General features: G+C 61.3%; 13 protein-coding genes. 8 read left to right on the top strand and 5 right to left on the bottom strand.

Annotation, left to right across the window (positions count from 1 at the left end; genetic code table 11):
- Positions 1-954 precede the first annotated feature (954 nt).
- On the top strand, positions 955-2,889 hold the full coding sequence (locus OXG98_12600; GenBank protein MCY3772842.1) for a hypothetical protein: 1,935 nt from the start codon (positions 955-957) through the stop codon (positions 2,887-2,889).
- A 119-nt stretch (positions 2,890-3,008) separates the two neighbouring features.
- On the opposite strand, the gene OXG98_12595 is transcribed toward OXG98_12600, so the two are convergent.
- The 5 genes from OXG98_12595 to OXG98_12575 form a co-directional block, all read right to left on the bottom strand.
- Positions 3,009-4,001, bottom strand: a complete 993-nt coding sequence (locus OXG98_12595) for a cellulase family glycosylhydrolase (GenBank protein MCY3772841.1) — start codon at positions 3,999-4,001, stop codon at positions 3,009-3,011.
- Between the two features lie 16 nt (positions 4,002-4,017).
- Complete coding sequence (rdgB, locus tag OXG98_12590; GenBank protein ID MCY3772840.1) at positions 4,018-4,614, bottom strand: RdgB/HAM1 family non-canonical purine NTP pyrophosphatase; 597 nt, start codon at positions 4,612-4,614, stop codon at positions 4,018-4,020.
- A gap of 9 nt (positions 4,615-4,623) precedes the next feature.
- Positions 4,624-5,346 carry a ribonuclease PH gene (rph, locus tag OXG98_12585; GenBank protein MCY3772839.1) on the bottom strand — a complete coding sequence of 241 codons (723 nt, stop codon included), beginning with the start codon at positions 5,344-5,346 and terminating at the stop codon, positions 4,624-4,626.
- Between the two features lie 66 nt (positions 5,347-5,412).
- Positions 5,413-5,874, bottom strand: coding sequence for a PTS sugar transporter subunit IIA (locus OXG98_12580; GenBank protein ID MCY3772838.1), 462 nt, complete (start codon positions 5,872-5,874; stop codon positions 5,413-5,415).
- A 207-nt stretch (positions 5,875-6,081) separates the two neighbouring features.
- A complete protein-coding gene (locus tag OXG98_12575; protein MCY3772837.1) occupies positions 6,082-6,624 on the bottom strand; it encodes a hypothetical protein in 543 nt (180 codons plus the stop codon).
- 352 nt (positions 6,625-6,976) lie between these two features.
- Here OXG98_12575 and OXG98_12570 point away from each other — a divergent pair, with 352 nt between their 5' ends.
- From OXG98_12570 to OXG98_12540, 7 genes are all read left to right on the top strand, one after another.
- Positions 6,977-7,936 carry a phosphoribosylaminoimidazolesuccinocarboxamide synthase gene (locus OXG98_12570; GenBank protein MCY3772836.1) on the top strand — a complete coding sequence of 320 codons (960 nt, stop codon included), beginning with the start codon at positions 6,977-6,979 and terminating at the stop codon, positions 7,934-7,936.
- Between the two features lie 15 nt (positions 7,937-7,951).
- Complete coding sequence (gene mfd, locus OXG98_12565; GenBank protein ID MCY3772835.1) at positions 7,952-11,353, top strand: transcription-repair coupling factor; 3,402 nt, start codon at positions 7,952-7,954, stop codon at positions 11,351-11,353.
- A gap of 62 nt (positions 11,354-11,415) precedes the next feature.
- Positions 11,416-12,282 carry a peptidyl-prolyl cis-trans isomerase gene (locus OXG98_12560; protein ID MCY3772834.1) on the top strand — a complete coding sequence of 289 codons (867 nt, stop codon included), beginning with the start codon at positions 11,416-11,418 and terminating at the stop codon, positions 12,280-12,282.
- A gap of 22 nt (positions 12,283-12,304) precedes the next feature.
- Positions 12,305-13,615 carry a peptidylprolyl isomerase gene (locus OXG98_12555; protein MCY3772833.1) on the top strand — a complete coding sequence of 437 codons (1,311 nt, stop codon included), beginning with the start codon at positions 12,305-12,307 and terminating at the stop codon, positions 13,613-13,615.
- Positions 13,616-13,653: 38 nt separating this feature from the next.
- Entirely contained in the window at positions 13,654-13,941 is a 288-nt protein-coding gene (locus OXG98_12550; protein MCY3772832.1) for a S4 domain-containing protein, read from the top strand.
- Positions 13,935-14,747 carry a class I SAM-dependent methyltransferase gene (locus tag OXG98_12545; GenBank protein MCY3772831.1) on the top strand — a complete coding sequence of 271 codons (813 nt, stop codon included), beginning with the start codon at positions 13,935-13,937 and terminating at the stop codon, positions 14,745-14,747. The genes OXG98_12550 and OXG98_12545 overlap by 7 nt, the downstream gene beginning before the upstream one ends.
- Positions 14,748-14,756: 9 nt before the next feature.
- Positions 14,757-15,959: a hypothetical protein gene (locus tag OXG98_12540; protein ID MCY3772830.1), complete on the top strand. Its 1,203-nt coding sequence runs from the start codon at positions 14,757-14,759 to the stop codon at positions 15,957-15,959.
- The last annotated feature ends 55 nt before the right edge of the window (positions 15,960-16,014 follow it).

The following is a 16,014-nucleotide window of genomic DNA, read 5'->3' as shown; positions in this document are numbered from 1 at the left end:
CAAATCAAGGTCGATGTGATGGTTGTAAACGCCGAAGAGATCATCGACCTCAATTCGCTTAAGCCTAAGTAGATCAGATTCAGCCATGATAACTTTCGCTTAGTTTGAGTTCGTTAGAAAACCATACTGTAATGGAAACATACAAAATAGGTGTGTTATACTTCAACCAATGTATCAATCACAAAGTAGAAAACTGCCTTTATGGATAAGTCAACCTTGCACTGAAGATTGGCACTCAAGACAAAAGATCAAATCCAATCAAAACCTATGCAAAAGGAAGAAAAACCAGCTACAAAATGCCATGTCAACAGGTATTATGTTGATTAGAAACAATAAATCAATTCTAAGTTTGAGTCTGTAGGTACAGTTACGATGTAAACTCGGCTCGTTTACATACTTGATCTTACAATAGGTTTGATAAGTTGTGTTTCAAGGTAATTTAAATCCATCACTTTCATGTAAAACATTAGAAATGGGGGCAATTATACATCCGAGACGAACTGGAGAACCAGAAAATCACGTCAGATACTCTTTCTTTGTATAATGGTTTCAATAATTCAAACACGTACTTCCAGACCGTAAGAATGACATAGTATGGTCGACTATAGAGGATAAATCAAAATACGTACATAAAAACACGTTTATTGCGAGGATTACTTTTGTAAATGAATCTAGCGTGTTTTCCGATCTCGATTCGTAACAATTAGTCCAGACAGGTATTTGGATAACGCGCCAACTTTACTGTCCGAGAATTCCAATCTTACGGTTAATGGAAGTTGGAATATGTTAAACTAATATACAATAGTCCATGCGTTTTATAATTGCTGAACGAATTATGGATCGCGTTCATTGAGTTTAAGCGATGGAATGTCTGAAGTTTATGGATGCCTGCGGTTTTAAATTCGCGTGTAGCCTCACACAGTATGTCAACGAAACGCACTTGCGGAGCCATCGATGCACACCATAACGGCCCGCATCCATTACGAGATTACGCCGCCCTGGGCCATACTCGAACGGAAGCTCATCGACACGATAGACGAAGCGGTTCTCCCCTATATCGAGAAGTACACCCGCGGGGACGGATCGCTGATCTGGGCGGACACGTGGCCGGGAACCCGGGATGGGATGGATGATTTCTACGAGGCGTTTACCAATTTCGCCCAGTTCTACAGCCTGGGCGGGGGCGATCACCTGCTGGAGGCGGCGGACCGGCACTGGGACGCGATCACCCGGCAACTGGCGCGTTTCGGACGGATCTACCGGGAGTTCGAACGGGGTTACGACCAGTTCCACCAGAGCGAGAGCTATATCTACTTCTACCATCTCTGTCTTGCCGACCCCGCCAATCCCAAGCTGCACGACCGCGCCCGGCGGTTCGCCGGCTTCTATCTGAACGAGTTCGCCGATGCGCCGAACTACGATCCGGTGCATCGCATCATCCGGGCGCCCCACAACGGCAGCGGCGGACCCGCCTGGGGGATGAGCGAGGACGACAGCCGGCTGGCGTACAATCCCGGTTCCGGCGGCATGCGGGTCTACGGCCTGCCTTTGAGCGACGTCCCGGGGATCACGCATGTGGACGATCTCCAGGATCCCGCGAAAGCGCGGGCCATGGGCAGGGCCATGGCCGAGCGGTTCCGCGAGGGCGACGTGGGGAACAACCTGAACGTCAGCGGACTCATCATGAACGCCTATCTGATGACCGGCGACGACAAGTACCGGGACTGGCTGCTGGAGTATACGGGGGCCTGGCTGGAACGCGCCCGGGAAAACGGCGGACTCATGCCGGACAACGTGGGACTCGACGGGCGGGTGGGCGCCCTGCATAACGGAAAATGGTACGGGGGTCTCTACGGCTGGACGTGGCCCCACGGGTTCTACAACCTGGGGTTCGCCGCCATCACCGCGGCCAACAACGCCTATCTGCTCTCCGGGGACTCCGGCTGGTTCGACCTGCCGCGGGGCATGATCGACCGCCTGCTGGAGGAGGGGATCGACGGGAATTTCGATGAAATGGCGTCCCAGATGAGCATTCGGGATCACTACATCGGCGTCGACCGGAGTCTCGGTCCCGACCGGAGGACCTTTCTCACGCCGTACCGGTACGGCGACCAGGGCTGGATGGACTACCAGCCCATGCCCGTGACATATCCCCTGAACGTGTGGAACGTGTCGGAGGCCGACGAGGACAGGGCGCGCATGGATTACCTGCGCGAGCGCAGCGGGTACGACTGGTCCGCCGTGGTGCCCTTCAGGGACAAGGGCGACATGCACCACGACGAGCCCTGGCTGCTCTACCTCCGGGGCGAAAACCCGGACTATCCGGAACGTATGCTGGGGGCCGCCCACGCCCAGGTGTGCCACAGGCTGGCGCAGGTCCGCGCCGACGATTCGGACCTGGAAGCCGGACCGCGCATTCACCTGTGGCAGGAGGTGCAGCCCGTGACCACCGAGGCCCTCGTGCAGCTCACCATGGGATGCCCCCAGGTCATCTACTACGGCGGTATCCCCAACGCGCGGCTGCGCTACTACGACGTCGACCGAAATCGTCCCGGACTTCCGGCCGACACGGCCGCCCTAGTCGACCGGTTCGAACCGTCCCGCGTGGGCGTACACCTCGTCAATCTTCATCACACGGAAACGAGGCGGGTCATCCTGCAGGCCGGCGCCCTGGCCGAGCACGCTTTCCGCAGCGTATCCCACGACACGACCGACACGCCTTACCCCGGCGCCACGGGCGCCTACGCCGCGCCGCGGGCCGCGGTGCGGACAGAGTCCATGCGGGTCGATGATTCCCGCCTGCTCGTGGAGCTGCCGCCGGCTACCCGGATCCACCTGGACCTGGAGATGGCCCGGTACGTCAACCGGCCGCGATACGAAACCGTCTGACGGTCTCTGGCGGGTGACTCGGAAGCAGGGGTGAAGAGATGTGTCGCGCCGCCGAAGCGGGGTGAAGCAATGCGCCGCGCGGCGGAGCCGGGAGGCGCGGCCCGCGGCGGAATCGGCGGTCATCCGGTGAATTCGAATCGCCGGATGAGATCCAGCTCCCCCGGGTCGAGGGGAGAGCCGTCGGGATGCATCATGTCGTGTTGCCAGATCGGCGGCGTGGGATCGCCCTTCTTCGACTCCCAGGCCAGATAGGTCTGCGTCCTCCCGGCCACGAGTCCCCAGTTGTACCACCCGATCTGGTTTTCCGCGAAGACGGGGAGCATCTCCGCGAAGGTGTTGCCGTGGTGCCGCCGCAGCCATTCGGTGCAGATCACGGGTCGGCCGTACGATTTGCACCGGGCGAGGCTGGGTCCGAATTTATCCGCTGCCTCGTAGTAGTGGAAGGTGATGATATCGGACAGCTCGAAAAGACGCGATGAGAGGTCGTCTTCAAAGGCGTTCCAGGTCCACGGCCCCGTGGTGAGCGGCTGCGTGGGATCGACGGTCCGTGCCCACGCGAACGCGTCCTCCACAAGCGGCTGGCTTCTGAGGTCGTCGTCCGGCTCGTTGTACAGGTCCCAGGCCAGCACGCGCGGGTCCGATCCGAAACTGCCTACGATGTCCTTCACGTAGCGCTCCAGGCCCGGCCAGGCGTCCCGGTCGGCGAGACGTTCGAAGCCCGGACTCGGCACCCACTGGCTGTTGTGCACGCCGGGCACCGGCTCGTCCTGCGGACCCAGGTAGGGGTCGCGTCCCCCGAAGAAGCAGTCGCAGAAGAGGATGACCATGGCGCTGATGCCGTGCCGCGACGCGATGGCCAGGAACCGGTCCATCCGCTCCTTCAACCCTCCCGGGTCGTCTGCCCAGACCAGGTACTGGACGAAAATCCGCACGCTGTTGTAGCCCGCCCCGGCAGCCCAACCCAGTTCCTGGTCGATGGTTTCCGGGTCGAAGGTGGACGCCTGCCACATTTCGGTCATATTCACGGCCGTGCGCGGCAGGTAGTTGCAGCCGCGTATGGCGCCCGCTTCGTGGTACCATGCGTGGGCTTTTTCACGGGTCCACTTTTTCATGGCGTTCCTGTCCGCTTCATTCGGGTACCCCGGGTAGCGTCTTCAGTATTCCGGCGATCCGGCGCAGTGCCATCGATCGGTGGCTGATGTGGTTTTTAATGGCCGCGTCCAGTTCGCCGAAGGTGTTTCCATAGCCTGCGGGAACAAAGAGCGGATCGTAGCCGAATCCCGACGTTCCGCGGGGTTCGCGCAGGATCCGCCCTTCGCAGACGCCTTCTTCGGTCCACGTGCGCCCATCGGGCGCGGCGACCGCCATGACGCATCGAAACCGGGCCGTGCGGTCGGCGTCGGAGATCCCGTCCAGGGCATCGAGCAGGCGAAGCAGGTTGTCCTGGTCGGTGGCGTCCGTTCCGGCATAACGCGCGGAGCGCACGCCGGGCGCCCCACCCAGGGCGTCCACCTCCAGACCCGAATCGTCCGCCAGCGCGGTCCTTTCCGTGTACCGTGCGACGGCCCGCGCCTTGATGAGGGCGTTCTCCTCGAAGGTACGGCCCGATTCTTCCGGTTCGGGGCAGCCGGGGAAAGATGCGGCCGGCTCGAACCGCACACCGGGCAGCAGTGCCTTGATTTCGGAGATTTTACCCCGGTTGCGCGTGGCCAGCACAATGGGCATGGTCGCGGCCTAGCCTCGTTCCAGCGCCTGATTCTGCAGATCGATCAACTGGTTTATACCTCGTTTGCCGAGGTCGAGCATGGCGGACAACTGGTCGATGGAAAAGGGGTGGTGTTCGGCAGTGCCCTGGATTTCGACCAGTTCGCCGCCGCCCGTCATGACGAGATTCATATCGACGTCCGCCGTGGAATCCTCGTCGTAGCAGAGATCGAGCATGGGGATACCCTCGATGATGCCGACGCTGATGGCGGCAACTGCGTCCCTGATGGGGTCGCGATCGAGCAAACCCCGGTCGGACAGCCACGTCACCGCGTCGCGCAGCGCTACGAAGCTGCCCGTGATCGATGCGGTGCGCGTGCCACCGTCGGCTTCGATGACGTCGCAGTCGATGAGGATGGACCGTTCCCCCAGGCTTTCCAGGTCGAAAACGGCCCGAAGCGACCGCCCGATGAGCCGCTGGATTTCCTGCGTTCGCCCGGAGACGCTGCCGCGCCGGCCGTCACGGGACACCCGCGTGTTCGTGCTGCGCGGCAACATGCCGTATTCCGCCGTCACCCAGCCCTTGCCGCTCCCTTTCAGAAAAGGCGGTACGCCCTCATCCACGCTCGCCGAGCAGAGCACGGTCGTGCCGCCCATGACAATCAACGCCGAACCCTCCGCGTGCCGGAGGTAATTGCGCTGGATCTCGACAGGACGCAACTGGCCGGTCTCCCGGCCATCGATCCTGGACACAGGTGCCACGGCTTCATCCTTTGCTTTTCGTGTGAGTCTGCGGACGGTCCCGGGAACGGGGACGGCTTACATGTTTTCTTCTTCTTCCGCGATGAGTTCCAGGGCGTCGCGAGGATTTTCCGTGGCGATCAGCCGTTTTCGCAGGTTATCGTGCCTCAACAGGCGGGAAATGTGGGCGAGCGCCCGGATATGGGGACCGGAGACATTCAGGGGAGAGACGAGCAGGAAGAAGAGATAGACAGGCTGTTCGTCGAGGGATTGGAAATCGACCCCCTCCTTCTTGATCCCGAGCACCCCGACCAGCTTGTCCACGGCCTTGCATTTGCCGTGGGGAATGGCGACCCCCTTGCCGATCCCGGTGCTCATGATCTTCTCGCGTTCCAGGACGGCCTGGAGCACTTCCCGGTTGTCGCTGATCCTCCCGGACGCCGTCAGCGCCGCGGCCAGTTCCTCGATCACTTCCTGTTTCTGCGTGGCCTTGAGGTTGACCAGGATAGCGTTTTCATCCAACAATTCCGTCAGGCTCATGCCATGCTCCTGTATCCTGCCCGAAAATCGATTCAGTTCAAAACCTGACTGATTCTATGTATCCACCCCGAAAATGTCAACAACCATTTGGACGGTGTTTCGGACGGCGTCTCGGACCGGCGGCCAGCGGATAATGGAAAAGCCGCCTGACCACATCGTCAGACGGCTTTATGTTCCTTGAGATATACCGTCGGGAAGCGCACCGCGTCAGCCGCCGGCCCGTTCCGCGAAGCTGTCGGCTGTCATGTTGGCCGACTCAAGAAGCATTTTGATGTCGTGCCATTTCTCGGCCGCCTTAAGGTCATTCAGCTGCACGGTCAGCGAGTCGGCGAATGCCGAGGCTTCCTGGGCAAGCGCACGGGCGGCTCTGCCGCGGCCCCCCTCGATGGCGCCTGAAATCTCACCCCAGCGTTCGAGGAAAGCCGGCAGGGCTTCGTCGACTTCGCGCTTGGTCAACTCCTTCTGGACCAGCATCTCCTCGTTGGCCGCTTCGACCAGGGCGATGGTGTTCTCGGCGGCGGTTTTGGCGTCGCCGTATTCCTCGGCGGCCATGTGGCCCTGGGCCTTCTCGAGCTCAGCGGCGGCCGCTTCGAACTCGGCCGGCGCGTACTTGTCGACCTCGGCTTCCATGGCGGCGTTGACGGCCTGTTCCGCAGCGGTCATGGCCTCAGTGGGCGGCCCGGCGCATGCGGCGGCCACCAATAGGCATGAGACGACGCTCAGACAGGTCAGGACGGCCTGCTTGGACATGATAAAACCTCCTGTAAAAACCGGAAGATGACGAAATCAGATCATTGAAATCCGTACCAAAATCAACGGGAAGGCAGTCTTGTAGCAAGATAATCCAAATATAATAGAGCGGTTCGGACGGGTGTCCAGTAAAAAACGAGTTTGACGGAAAAAACGTGGCCCGTGAGGGCGATGTTGCCAGAGGCGGAAACAGGATGAAGATATCCTGAGGTCCGGGCGCCCGGGGCTTTGATTCCGCTTGACATGCCGGCCCCTTCGCTTTAGTGTGAAGGGCTTGATTCGGGAGCGGTTTCGACGTCATGTCCGGACCGTTCCACAGCCCGACCATTCACCGAAAGGACCAACGCCAAGCATGGTGTCTGAAGACGTCCTCAGGCGGCAGTTGGATCACGTGCTGCACGATACCCGTTTCGACCTGGGCGAGAAATACGAAGGCAAGGTCAGGGACAACTACCGGCTGAATGGAAAGCGGATCATCGTGACCACCGATCGCATTTCCGCCTTCGACCGGGTGCTGTGCGCACTTCCCTTCAAGGGCCAGGTCATCAACCAGACCGCGGTCTACTGGTTCGAACGGACCCGGCATATCATCGAAAACCACCTGATCGACGTACCTGATCCGAACGTTCTCGTGGCCAGGGAATGCCGGTTGATTCCGGTCGAGATGGTCGTCCGGGGGTATCTGACCGGAGTGACCACGACGTCGGCCTGGTACCACTATTCCCGGGGGAGCCGCGACTTCTGCGGCAATGCGCTGCCGGACGGGATGAAAAAGAACCAGGCTTTCGACCGGCCCATTATTACCCCTTCGACGAAGCCGGAGAAAGGCTTTCACGACGAGTCCATCTCGGCGGAAGAGGTGCTTCGCAGGGGCCTTGTGGACGAAGGAACGTATCGGGAGATGGAAAGGGCAGCCCTGGCGCTGTTCGCGTTCGGGAGCGAACTGGCGGCCGCCCAAAACCTCATCCTGGTGGACACCAAGTATGAATTCGGAATCGTCAACGGCCGGGTCGTTCTGATCGACGAAATCCATACCCCCGACTCGTCCCGGTTCTGGATCAGGAACACCTACGAAGACCGTTTCAACCGCGGTGAAGAACCAGACAAGCTGGACAAGGAATATGTCCGTGAATGGCTCGCGGAGCGCGGCTTTCGCGGAGAGGGTCCCATTCCCGCCATTCCGGACGATGTCAGGATAGAAGCCGCGCGCCGCTATATTACAGCCTACGAGATGATCACCGCCAGGTCTTTCGAAGCCCGGAACGAGGACGTATTGCAGCGGATCACACACCGGCTGCGTAACCCGATGTAGTCGAACCGCTCCCGTATGCGCCTGCCAAACCTTCTGGACACCTCGGAAAAATCCCCCATCGTACAGCGTTATCTCGCGATGGCCGCCGATGCCGCCTGCTCCGCGCGGGTGTCGGGGCTCGCCGGATCGTCGCGGTCCCTGCTGCTCGCCCACGCACACCGGAAACGGGGCGGCGCGACGCTGGTCATCGTGGAGGACACGGCCACCGCCGAGGAGATGTTCGAGGATGTCTCCAGTCTGCTGGATCCCGGCGACGTCGCGCTGTTTCCCCCCTGGGAAGTGCTGCCCTATGACCAGGTATCCCCGCCCGGCGACCTGTCGGGACGGCGCCTGGACGCCCTTTACGCCCTGATGAGGAACAGGCCGCTGTTCGTCGTGGCGACGGTCAGGGCCGTCATGCAGCGCACCATGCCGCCCGCCGTGCTTCAGGGCGCCGCGCTGCAGCTCGCGTCAGGCTCCGCCATCCCCTTGAGCGACCTGATTGCGCGGTGCGACCGGCTGGGCTACGAGCGGGCGGACATGGTCCAGGCGCCGGGCCACTACAGCGTGCGGGGCGGTATCGTGGATGTTTACCCCCACGGGTTGGACCAGCCGTGTCGAATCGAGTTCTTCGGTGACGAAATAGAATCGATTCGACTGTTCGATATCTACTCCCAGCGGTCGTCGGAGCACATCCGCGAACTCACCGTGCTCCCGAACAGGGAAATGATCGACGATCCCGAACAGCGTGTCGAAGTGGTCCAGCGGGCGAGGAGGGAGGGGGAATCGCGATCGATCGACGCGTCGGAACTGATTTCCCACATCGAGGACGGCGGCCTGTTTGAAGGCAGTGAGCGCTACCTGCCCTGGTTCCATCCCTCCGCCCCCACCATCATGAGCTACCTGCCGGACCACACGCTGATCGTCCGGTGCGAACCCGACGAACTGGCGCGTGAAGCGGAATCGTTCGCGGAGGAATACGAAAACACCCATCGGCGCAGGACGGAGGCGGATGACCTGGTACCCGAGCCCGGCAGCGCGATCATGTGCTGGCGCGATGTAACGGCCGAGTCGGCCTACTACGGCTCAATGGACATGGTGCGCGGCGCGCGGGCGGCCGATGGGTGGCTCGCCATGGGAACCGAGGCGTCCGGCGTATACCAGGGTGCGATGGACGTGCTGAAGTCCCGCCTGGCGGAATGGAGCGCGAACGCGGCCCGGGTCGTGGTGGTTTGCGACAACGAAGGACAGGCGGAAAGACTGCGGGAGATCCTGGGCGAGGACGCCCAGGAGATCGAAATGGCGGTCGGCGCCATGCACGCCGGATTCATCCTGCCCGACCTGCCCCTGGTCGTGCTGACCGACGCGGAGATCTTCAACCGGTACCGGAGACGCCGGCGTAAGGTCTTCAAGGAAGGCGTGGTAATCGAGGATTTCACCAGCCTGAAGGAAGGGGACTACGTCGTCCATATAGACCACGGCATCGGCCGGTACGTAGGATTGAAGCGTATTGCCGTGGACGAACGGGAGCGGGACTGCCTGACGCTGATCTACGCCGGAGACGACCGGGTTTTCATCCCCATCGAGCAGTTGCACCGGGTGCAGAAATACATCGGTTCCGACGGCGAGGTGCCCGCGTTGTCGAAGCTGGGCGGTAGGGCCTGGGAGCAGGCCAAGAAGCGCACGCGAAAGGCCGTCCGGGATATCGCGGAGGACCTGGTCAGACTCTACGCGGCCCGGCAGGCCAGCCCGGGATTCGCCTTTTCGATCGACACCCCCTGGCAGAAGGAAATGGAAGACTCCTTCATCTACGACGATACCCCGGACCAGGAACAGGCGGCGGCCGACGTCAAGTCGGACATGGAGCAGGCGGTGCCCATGGACCGGCTGATCTGCGGGGACGTGGGGTACGGGAAGACGGAAGTGGCGATCCGCGCGGCCTTCAAGGCGGTACTGGACGGGAAACAGGTCGCGGTACTGGCCCCGACCACCATCCTGGTGCAGCAGCATATGACCACCTTCTCCGAGCGGCTCGCGGACTACCCCGTAAACATCCGGATGCTGAGCCGCTTCGTCCCGCCCAGGGAACAGAAGGCCGTCGTAGCAGGCCTCCGGAGCGGCGAAGTGGACATCGTCATAGGCACGCACCGCCTCATATCCGGCGACATCGACTTCCACGACATGGGCCTGCTCGTGGTCGATGAAGAACAGCGGTTCGGCGTCGCCCACAAGGAGCGGCTCAAGCAGTTGAAGACTTCCGTCGACGTCATGACCATGACCGCGACGCCCATTCCGCGGACGCTCCACATGTCCCTGGTCTCCGCGCGGGACATGTCCCTCATCACCACGCCGCCCAGGGATCGGTTGCCGGTGCATACCGAGGTGGTGCGATTCAACGAGGAAGTGATCTGCGAGGCGATCATGCGGGAGGTGGACCGGGGAGGACAGGTCTTTTTCGTCCACAACCGGGTACAGTCCATCGAGGCGGTCGCCGAATTCCTGCGGCGCCTCCTGCCCCAGGTCTCTTTCGTGGTGGGTCACGGACAGATGCAGGAACGGGAGCTGGAACGGGTGATGATCGATTTCCTGGATCACAAGTACGACTGCCTCGTGTCCACGATGATCATCGAATCCGGCCTGGACATCCCCAGCGTGAACACCATCCTGGTCAATCGCGCGGACCGTTTCGGACTTGCCCAGCTGTACCAGCTCCGGGGCCGCGTGGGGAGGTCGAACCACCGGGCCTACGCGTACCTGATGATCCCCGCCGCCGGTACGGTTACCCCCGACGCCCGCAAGCGGCTGGCCGTGATTTCCGAGTACACCGCGCTCGGCTCGGGGTTCCATATCGCCATGCGGGACCTGGAGATCCGGGGCGCCGGCAACCTGCTGGGCACGGAGCAGCACGGATTCATATCCGCCATAGGATTCGATCTGTACTGCCGGCTGTTGAAGGAGGCGATGCAGGACCTGAAGGGCGAGACACGGGAACAGGTCCATGAAGCCGACATCGACCTGCAGGTGGGCGCCTTCATCCCCGACGACTATATCGCGGATCGAAAGCTCAAGGTCGGTTTCTACCAGCGGCTTTCACGGGTAGAGGACGAAGAGGACATCGTCTCGTTGCGCGAGGAGATGAGGGACCGGTTCGGCCGGCTGCCCGATCCGGTGCGCATCCTCTTCGACCTGGTTTCCATAAGGCGGATCGCGGCCGAAATCGGATTGAGACAACTTATGATCCGCGGGAATGAAATGACCATGACCTACCGGAACGGCCTTTATCCTTCGAAGGACCGCCTCGCGCGTGTGACGGAAGATCCCGCGCTGGACATCGAGTTTCCCCACGGGGAAGATTTCCGGATCAGGGTGGGGCTGACCGGCAAGTCGGAAGCCGAGCGGGTCGACGCGGCTAAAAACCTGTTGCTTAAACTCTCATGAATGGTTAATGATACCTGCCCGGCTATTCGAGACAAGCCCGCCCGCTGGAGTATGAAATCGGCATGAAACCCGCGGTCTATTGCGTCGTTCTTCTGAACGTGGCCCTGCTCTTCACCCAGTGCCGGCTTTTCTCCACCTCGGAAGACCCCGATACGGTCGTCGCCCGGGTGAATCAGTCCGCGCTGACGGTCGATGAGCTGGAAGCCGAGATGGAAGCCGTGGCGCTGTCCGGCGCCACGCTGCAGATGAGAAAGGACTGGGTATCTGACTGGATCCGGACCGAGCTGCTCTACCAGGAAGCCCTCAGGCTGGATTTCGACAGCGAAGAAGAGACGGCCAGGGAACTGAACAGGATGCGCAGGGATCACCTGGCCAATGTCGCTCTGGAACATGTCATCGCCGACTCGTCGCTGGAGGTGACGGACGAGGAAGTAACGGATTACTTCGAGACCCATCGGCAGGAATTCATAACCCACGAGCCGGAACTCAGGCTGTCCGTGATCGTTCTACCGGACGAGACCACGGCCCGGCAGGTCCGCAACCAGTTGGCACGCGGCCGCGGCACTTTCGAGGAATTGGCTCGCACGCGGTCAATACACCCCTCCTCGGCCAACGGCGGAGACCTGGGCTTCCTGAAGAGGGCGGATATCAGCGATGTTTCGGTGCAGGAAATCGTGTTCTCCCTGAACACCGGTCAGATCTCCCGGCCGGTCCTTTCCGAATCCGGGTCGTTCATCTTCCGGGTCGTGGACCGGCGCGAGGCGGGCACGCTGCCGCCGCTGGATGAAGTCCGCGGCGAGATCGTCAACAGGGTGCTGCGGGACCGGCGCCGCGAACTGGTCAGGCAGTTCGTGGATGTGCTTCGGCAAGCGGCCGACGTGGAAATCTATAACGGAAACCTGATACGATCGGAACCCGTCGCACCGTAGACTGGAGCGGAGGTGCAGGAACATGCGCGCATTTCCCCGTCATATCTGGCTGTTCCTGGCCCTGGCCGTAGCTTTGGCTGGCCGCCCCGTCTACGGCCAGCAGTTGCTGGACTACGTCGTGGCCGTCGTGGACAACGAGATCATCCTTTATTCCGACGTGGTTGAAGCGGTAAAGATGTATCGCATGCAGCAGGACGAGCAGGAGCCGGAAGACCTGCCGAACCGGTTGTTGAACAATATGATCGATACGCGCGTCATCCTCGCGTACGCGCGCAGGGACAGCGTAAGGGCACCCGCCGAACAGGTAAACGGCGCGGTACGCGAGATAATCGACCAGTACACGGAACGGCTCGGTTCCGGGGAAGCCCTTGAACAACTGGTGACGAATTCCGGCATGACCATGCGGGACTGGAACCGGCTGCTTCGGCGCCAGAAGGAAGAGGAACTGCTCCAGCGAAGGCTCGAGGAAGATCGCTTCGGCGAAGTGCGGGTTACCGGCCTTGAAGTAGCCCAGTACTATGAGACCCACTACGACAGCATTCCGTCGTACCCCATCCAGCTCGACTTGAGCCACATCATGATCACTTCACGCCCGGACCCGGAAGTCGTGGCCGCCTTGAATGCACGGATCAAGGAGATCCGGCGCAGGATAGCAGACGGGGAGGATTTCGGCGAAATGGCGCGGCGGTATTCGGAAGACCTGAACAGCGCCCGGAACGGCGGGGACCTGGGATTCTTCACCCGCGGCACGTTCATGGCCGATTTCGAAGACGCGGCTTTCGCCCTCGAACCGGGCGAGATCAGCCCCGCCGTGCAAACGGACGTGGGCCTGCATATCATCAAGCTGGAAGAACGGAAGGGCGACCAGATCCGGGTGCGTCACATCCTGGTCCAGATTCCGAAGACAGATGAGGACGATCATCGTGCGCTGGAGACGATTTCCATGCTGCGCCAGCGGATTCTCGACGGCGATGAATCATTCGCCGAGGCCGCCGGCAAATACTCGGAAGACCTGGCCTCCGCTTCAGACGGCGGCCGGATCGGAGAGTTCATGATGGATCAGTTGCTGCCCCAGTACCAGGCCGCCCTGGACACCATATCCGTCAACCAGATGACCGAACCCATCAAGGTGGTTGACCAGGGTGCCGTCTCCTATCACATCATGATGCTGAACGGCAGGACCGGCGGCGAAAAGCTCTCCCTGGACGACCAATTTCAGCAGATCACGTATCTGGCCAGGCAGGCCAAGTGGAACAGGGAACGGGAACGGTGGATCGAGGATCTTCGCCGCGAGTTGTACATCGACGAACGCGGTCTGGACGCCCTGCCCTGAGCGGTGAACCGCGCCGCGAATACCGCGAATGCCATGAAATGAGAATAGATCTGTTTTTGAAACGGTCCCGCATCATCAAGCAGCGGGATGCCGCCAAAAAAGCCTGCGACCAGGGTCTGGTTTCCATTTCCGGCAGACCCGCGAAACCCGGGCACCAGGTCGCGGCAAAGGACATCGTCGTCGTGGAGTGGCCCCACAGACGGCTGGAGTTCGAAGTGTCGGATATCCCGGCGGGAAACGTGTCGAAAGACCGGGCGCAGTCCCTGTACGTCGTGCTGAGTGATGAGCGGCTGGGCGATGAATCGCCGGGGTTCGAAGAATGGTGAACACCCGAGACCGGGATCCCGGTGAGCATGCGTCCCGGGAACCTTCCTTAACCGATTTCGAGCCTCCCTACAGCGATCTCGCCCAGATCTATGATCACGTGATGCGTCACGTGGATTACAGGCAGTGGGCAAACTACATACAGTCTGTATTCACCCGGTTCGGGGTGACGCCGAAGGACATACTCGAACTGGCCTGCGGGACCGGCGCCATGGCGTGTATCCTCGACGACCGGGGATACCGGATGACGGGCGTCGACCGGTCCGAGTGCATGATCGCCGTCGCGAGACAGAAAGCCCTGGATGCGCACCGGACCATTCGCTTTCAGGCGGGCGACATGGTGCGTCTGCCGGTATCCGGATCTTACGACGCGGTGTTGTGCCTGTACGACAGCATAAACTACATCATGGAAGAGGCGGACATCCTCGCCATGATGAACAGACTGCGTGCCGCAATAAACGCCGGCGGTCTGTTCATATTCGACGTCTGTACGGAGATCAATTCGCGCAGGTACTTCCACAACCAGGTCGACAAGGAAAGCAAAGGGGATTTTTCCTACATCCGGCGTTGCGAGTATGTTCCCGACACGGGCGTACAGGTCAATGAATTTCAGCTTACCTTCAACCGCAACGGCAAACGGCACTCCTCCCTGGAACGCCACGAGCAACGGATTTATCCCGTGGCCAGACTCGCCCAGCTCTGCCGCGAGGCGGGTTATCACGTACTCGGCGCCTTTGACGGTTTCACCTTTGGCGAGGCGTCGGAGAAGTCCAACCGGGTCCATTACGTAGTCCGTCCCACATCCTGAATGGGTATCATGGCTTTTGACCGGATCATCGGCCACCACCGACAGCGGCAGCGGCTCATGGACGCCGTGAAGCAGGACCGTCTGGCGCACGGGTACCTGTTCTGCGGACCGCCCGGCGTGGGTGCCGAAGCGCTGGCCATTGAACTCGCCTGCGCGGTCAATTGCGAAAGTGGACCCGGAGAACCCTGCGGCCAGTCTGGGGCGTGCCGGCACTGCCGGCGGATCCGCGCGCTTCAGCACCCCGACGTACACCTCCTGGTTCCCGCGTCATCCGCCCCGCCTCCGGAGGGAGCGGCTACGAGAGACAGAGAATCTCCGGGCCGTGGAAACGCCCGGGAGGAACGCAGGCAGGGATTGTCCGCACTTCTGGCCGGCGACCCTTACGCCGCCCTGCCGCTGGGGAAGAACGACATCCTTTCCGTGGACGACATCAGGTCGCTCAGGCGAGATGCGTCCGTCAAGCCGTACGAAGGGCGAAAGAAGGTCGCGGTGATCGTCGCGGCGGAGCGCATGAACACCGCGGCCGCGAATGCACTGCTCAAGACGCTCGAGGAGCCTCCGGGCACCCTGATGCTCATCCTGACCGCGGTGCGTTCCCGGCTGCTGCTGCCGACCATCCTGTCCCGTTGCCAGCCCGTTTCCCTTCCGCGCCTCCATGAAGCCGAAGTGACGGCGGCGCTGACCGGGCGGTACGACGTGGAACCCGATGAGGCCTCGCTGCTCGCCCGCAGGTCCGAGGGCCGGCTTGCCGTGGCGCTGTCTGCCATGTCGGAAGGAGGCTTGCGGATTCGGGAAGATGCCTTTGCCCTGCTGGAGTGCATCCACGACGCACCGCCTCTGCGCTTGTTCGAGCAGGTGGAATCCCTGGCCGCGTCACACCGGGAAGAACCGGTCATCGAGAAGATCCTGGACCACCTGCTCGAGCTCTACCGCGACCTGTTCATTCTGTCCAACACGGGCGAACCCTCGATTCTCTCCGGTCCGGAACGCCGGACCCCATTGCAGGCGCTGGCTTCCAGGCTGGACACCCTGGATATCGAGCATGGTATCGCGGCCATAGAAGAAGCCAGGCGGGGCATCGCCCTCAACGCACACGTCCAGCTCGCCCTGCTCGTGCTTGTCCTCAGACTCAGATTGAAACGGGGATCGACGCCTTCGCGCGAGACGCGCTCCGGGGCGGAGCCCTCCCATACCCTGCCCGCCACGGATTGATCCGTTGACAAACCGCCATTCACACGCTATCGTGATGCTGGAATTGGACGACGTT

The sequence above is a fragment of the Gemmatimonadota bacterium genome (assembly GCA_026706345.1).
Classification (GTDB): domain Bacteria; phylum JAAXHH01; class JAAXHH01; order JAAXHH01; family JAAXHH01; genus JAAXHH01.
This window is presented reverse-complemented; position numbering and strand designations above follow the sequence as displayed.

Excerpts from the sequence above, each read along its gene's own strand:
- OXG98_12600 (MCY3772842.1), top strand. The coding sequence starts at position 955 with ATGCACACCATAACGGCCCGCATCCATTACGAGATTACGCCGCCCTGG.
- OXG98_12595 (MCY3772841.1), bottom strand. The coding sequence starts at position 4,001 with ATGAAAAAGTGGACCCGTGAAAAAGCCCACGCATGGTACCACGAAGCG.
- rdgB (MCY3772840.1), bottom strand. The coding sequence starts at position 4,614 with ATGCCCATTGTGCTGGCCACGCGCAACCGGGGTAAAATCTCCGAAATC.
- OXG98_12580 (MCY3772838.1), bottom strand. The coding sequence starts at position 5,874 with ATGAGCCTGACGGAATTGTTGGATGAAAACGCTATCCTGGTCAACCTC.
- OXG98_12575 (MCY3772837.1), bottom strand. The coding sequence starts at position 6,624 with ATGTCCAAGCAGGCCGTCCTGACCTGTCTGAGCGTCGTCTCATGCCTA.
- OXG98_12570 (MCY3772836.1), top strand. The coding sequence starts at position 6,977 with ATGGTGTCTGAAGACGTCCTCAGGCGGCAGTTGGATCACGTGCTGCAC.
- mfd (MCY3772835.1), top strand. The coding sequence starts at position 7,952 with ATGCGCCTGCCAAACCTTCTGGACACCTCGGAAAAATCCCCCATCGTA.
- OXG98_12560 (MCY3772834.1), top strand. The coding sequence starts at position 11,416 with ATGAAACCCGCGGTCTATTGCGTCGTTCTTCTGAACGTGGCCCTGCTC.
- OXG98_12555 (MCY3772833.1), top strand. The coding sequence starts at position 12,305 with ATGCGCGCATTTCCCCGTCATATCTGGCTGTTCCTGGCCCTGGCCGTA.
- OXG98_12550 (MCY3772832.1), top strand. The coding sequence starts at position 13,654 with ATGAGAATAGATCTGTTTTTGAAACGGTCCCGCATCATCAAGCAGCGG.
- OXG98_12545 (MCY3772831.1), top strand. The coding sequence starts at position 13,935 with ATGGTGAACACCCGAGACCGGGATCCCGGTGAGCATGCGTCCCGGGAA.
- OXG98_12540 (MCY3772830.1), top strand. The coding sequence starts at position 14,757 with ATGGCTTTTGACCGGATCATCGGCCACCACCGACAGCGGCAGCGGCTC.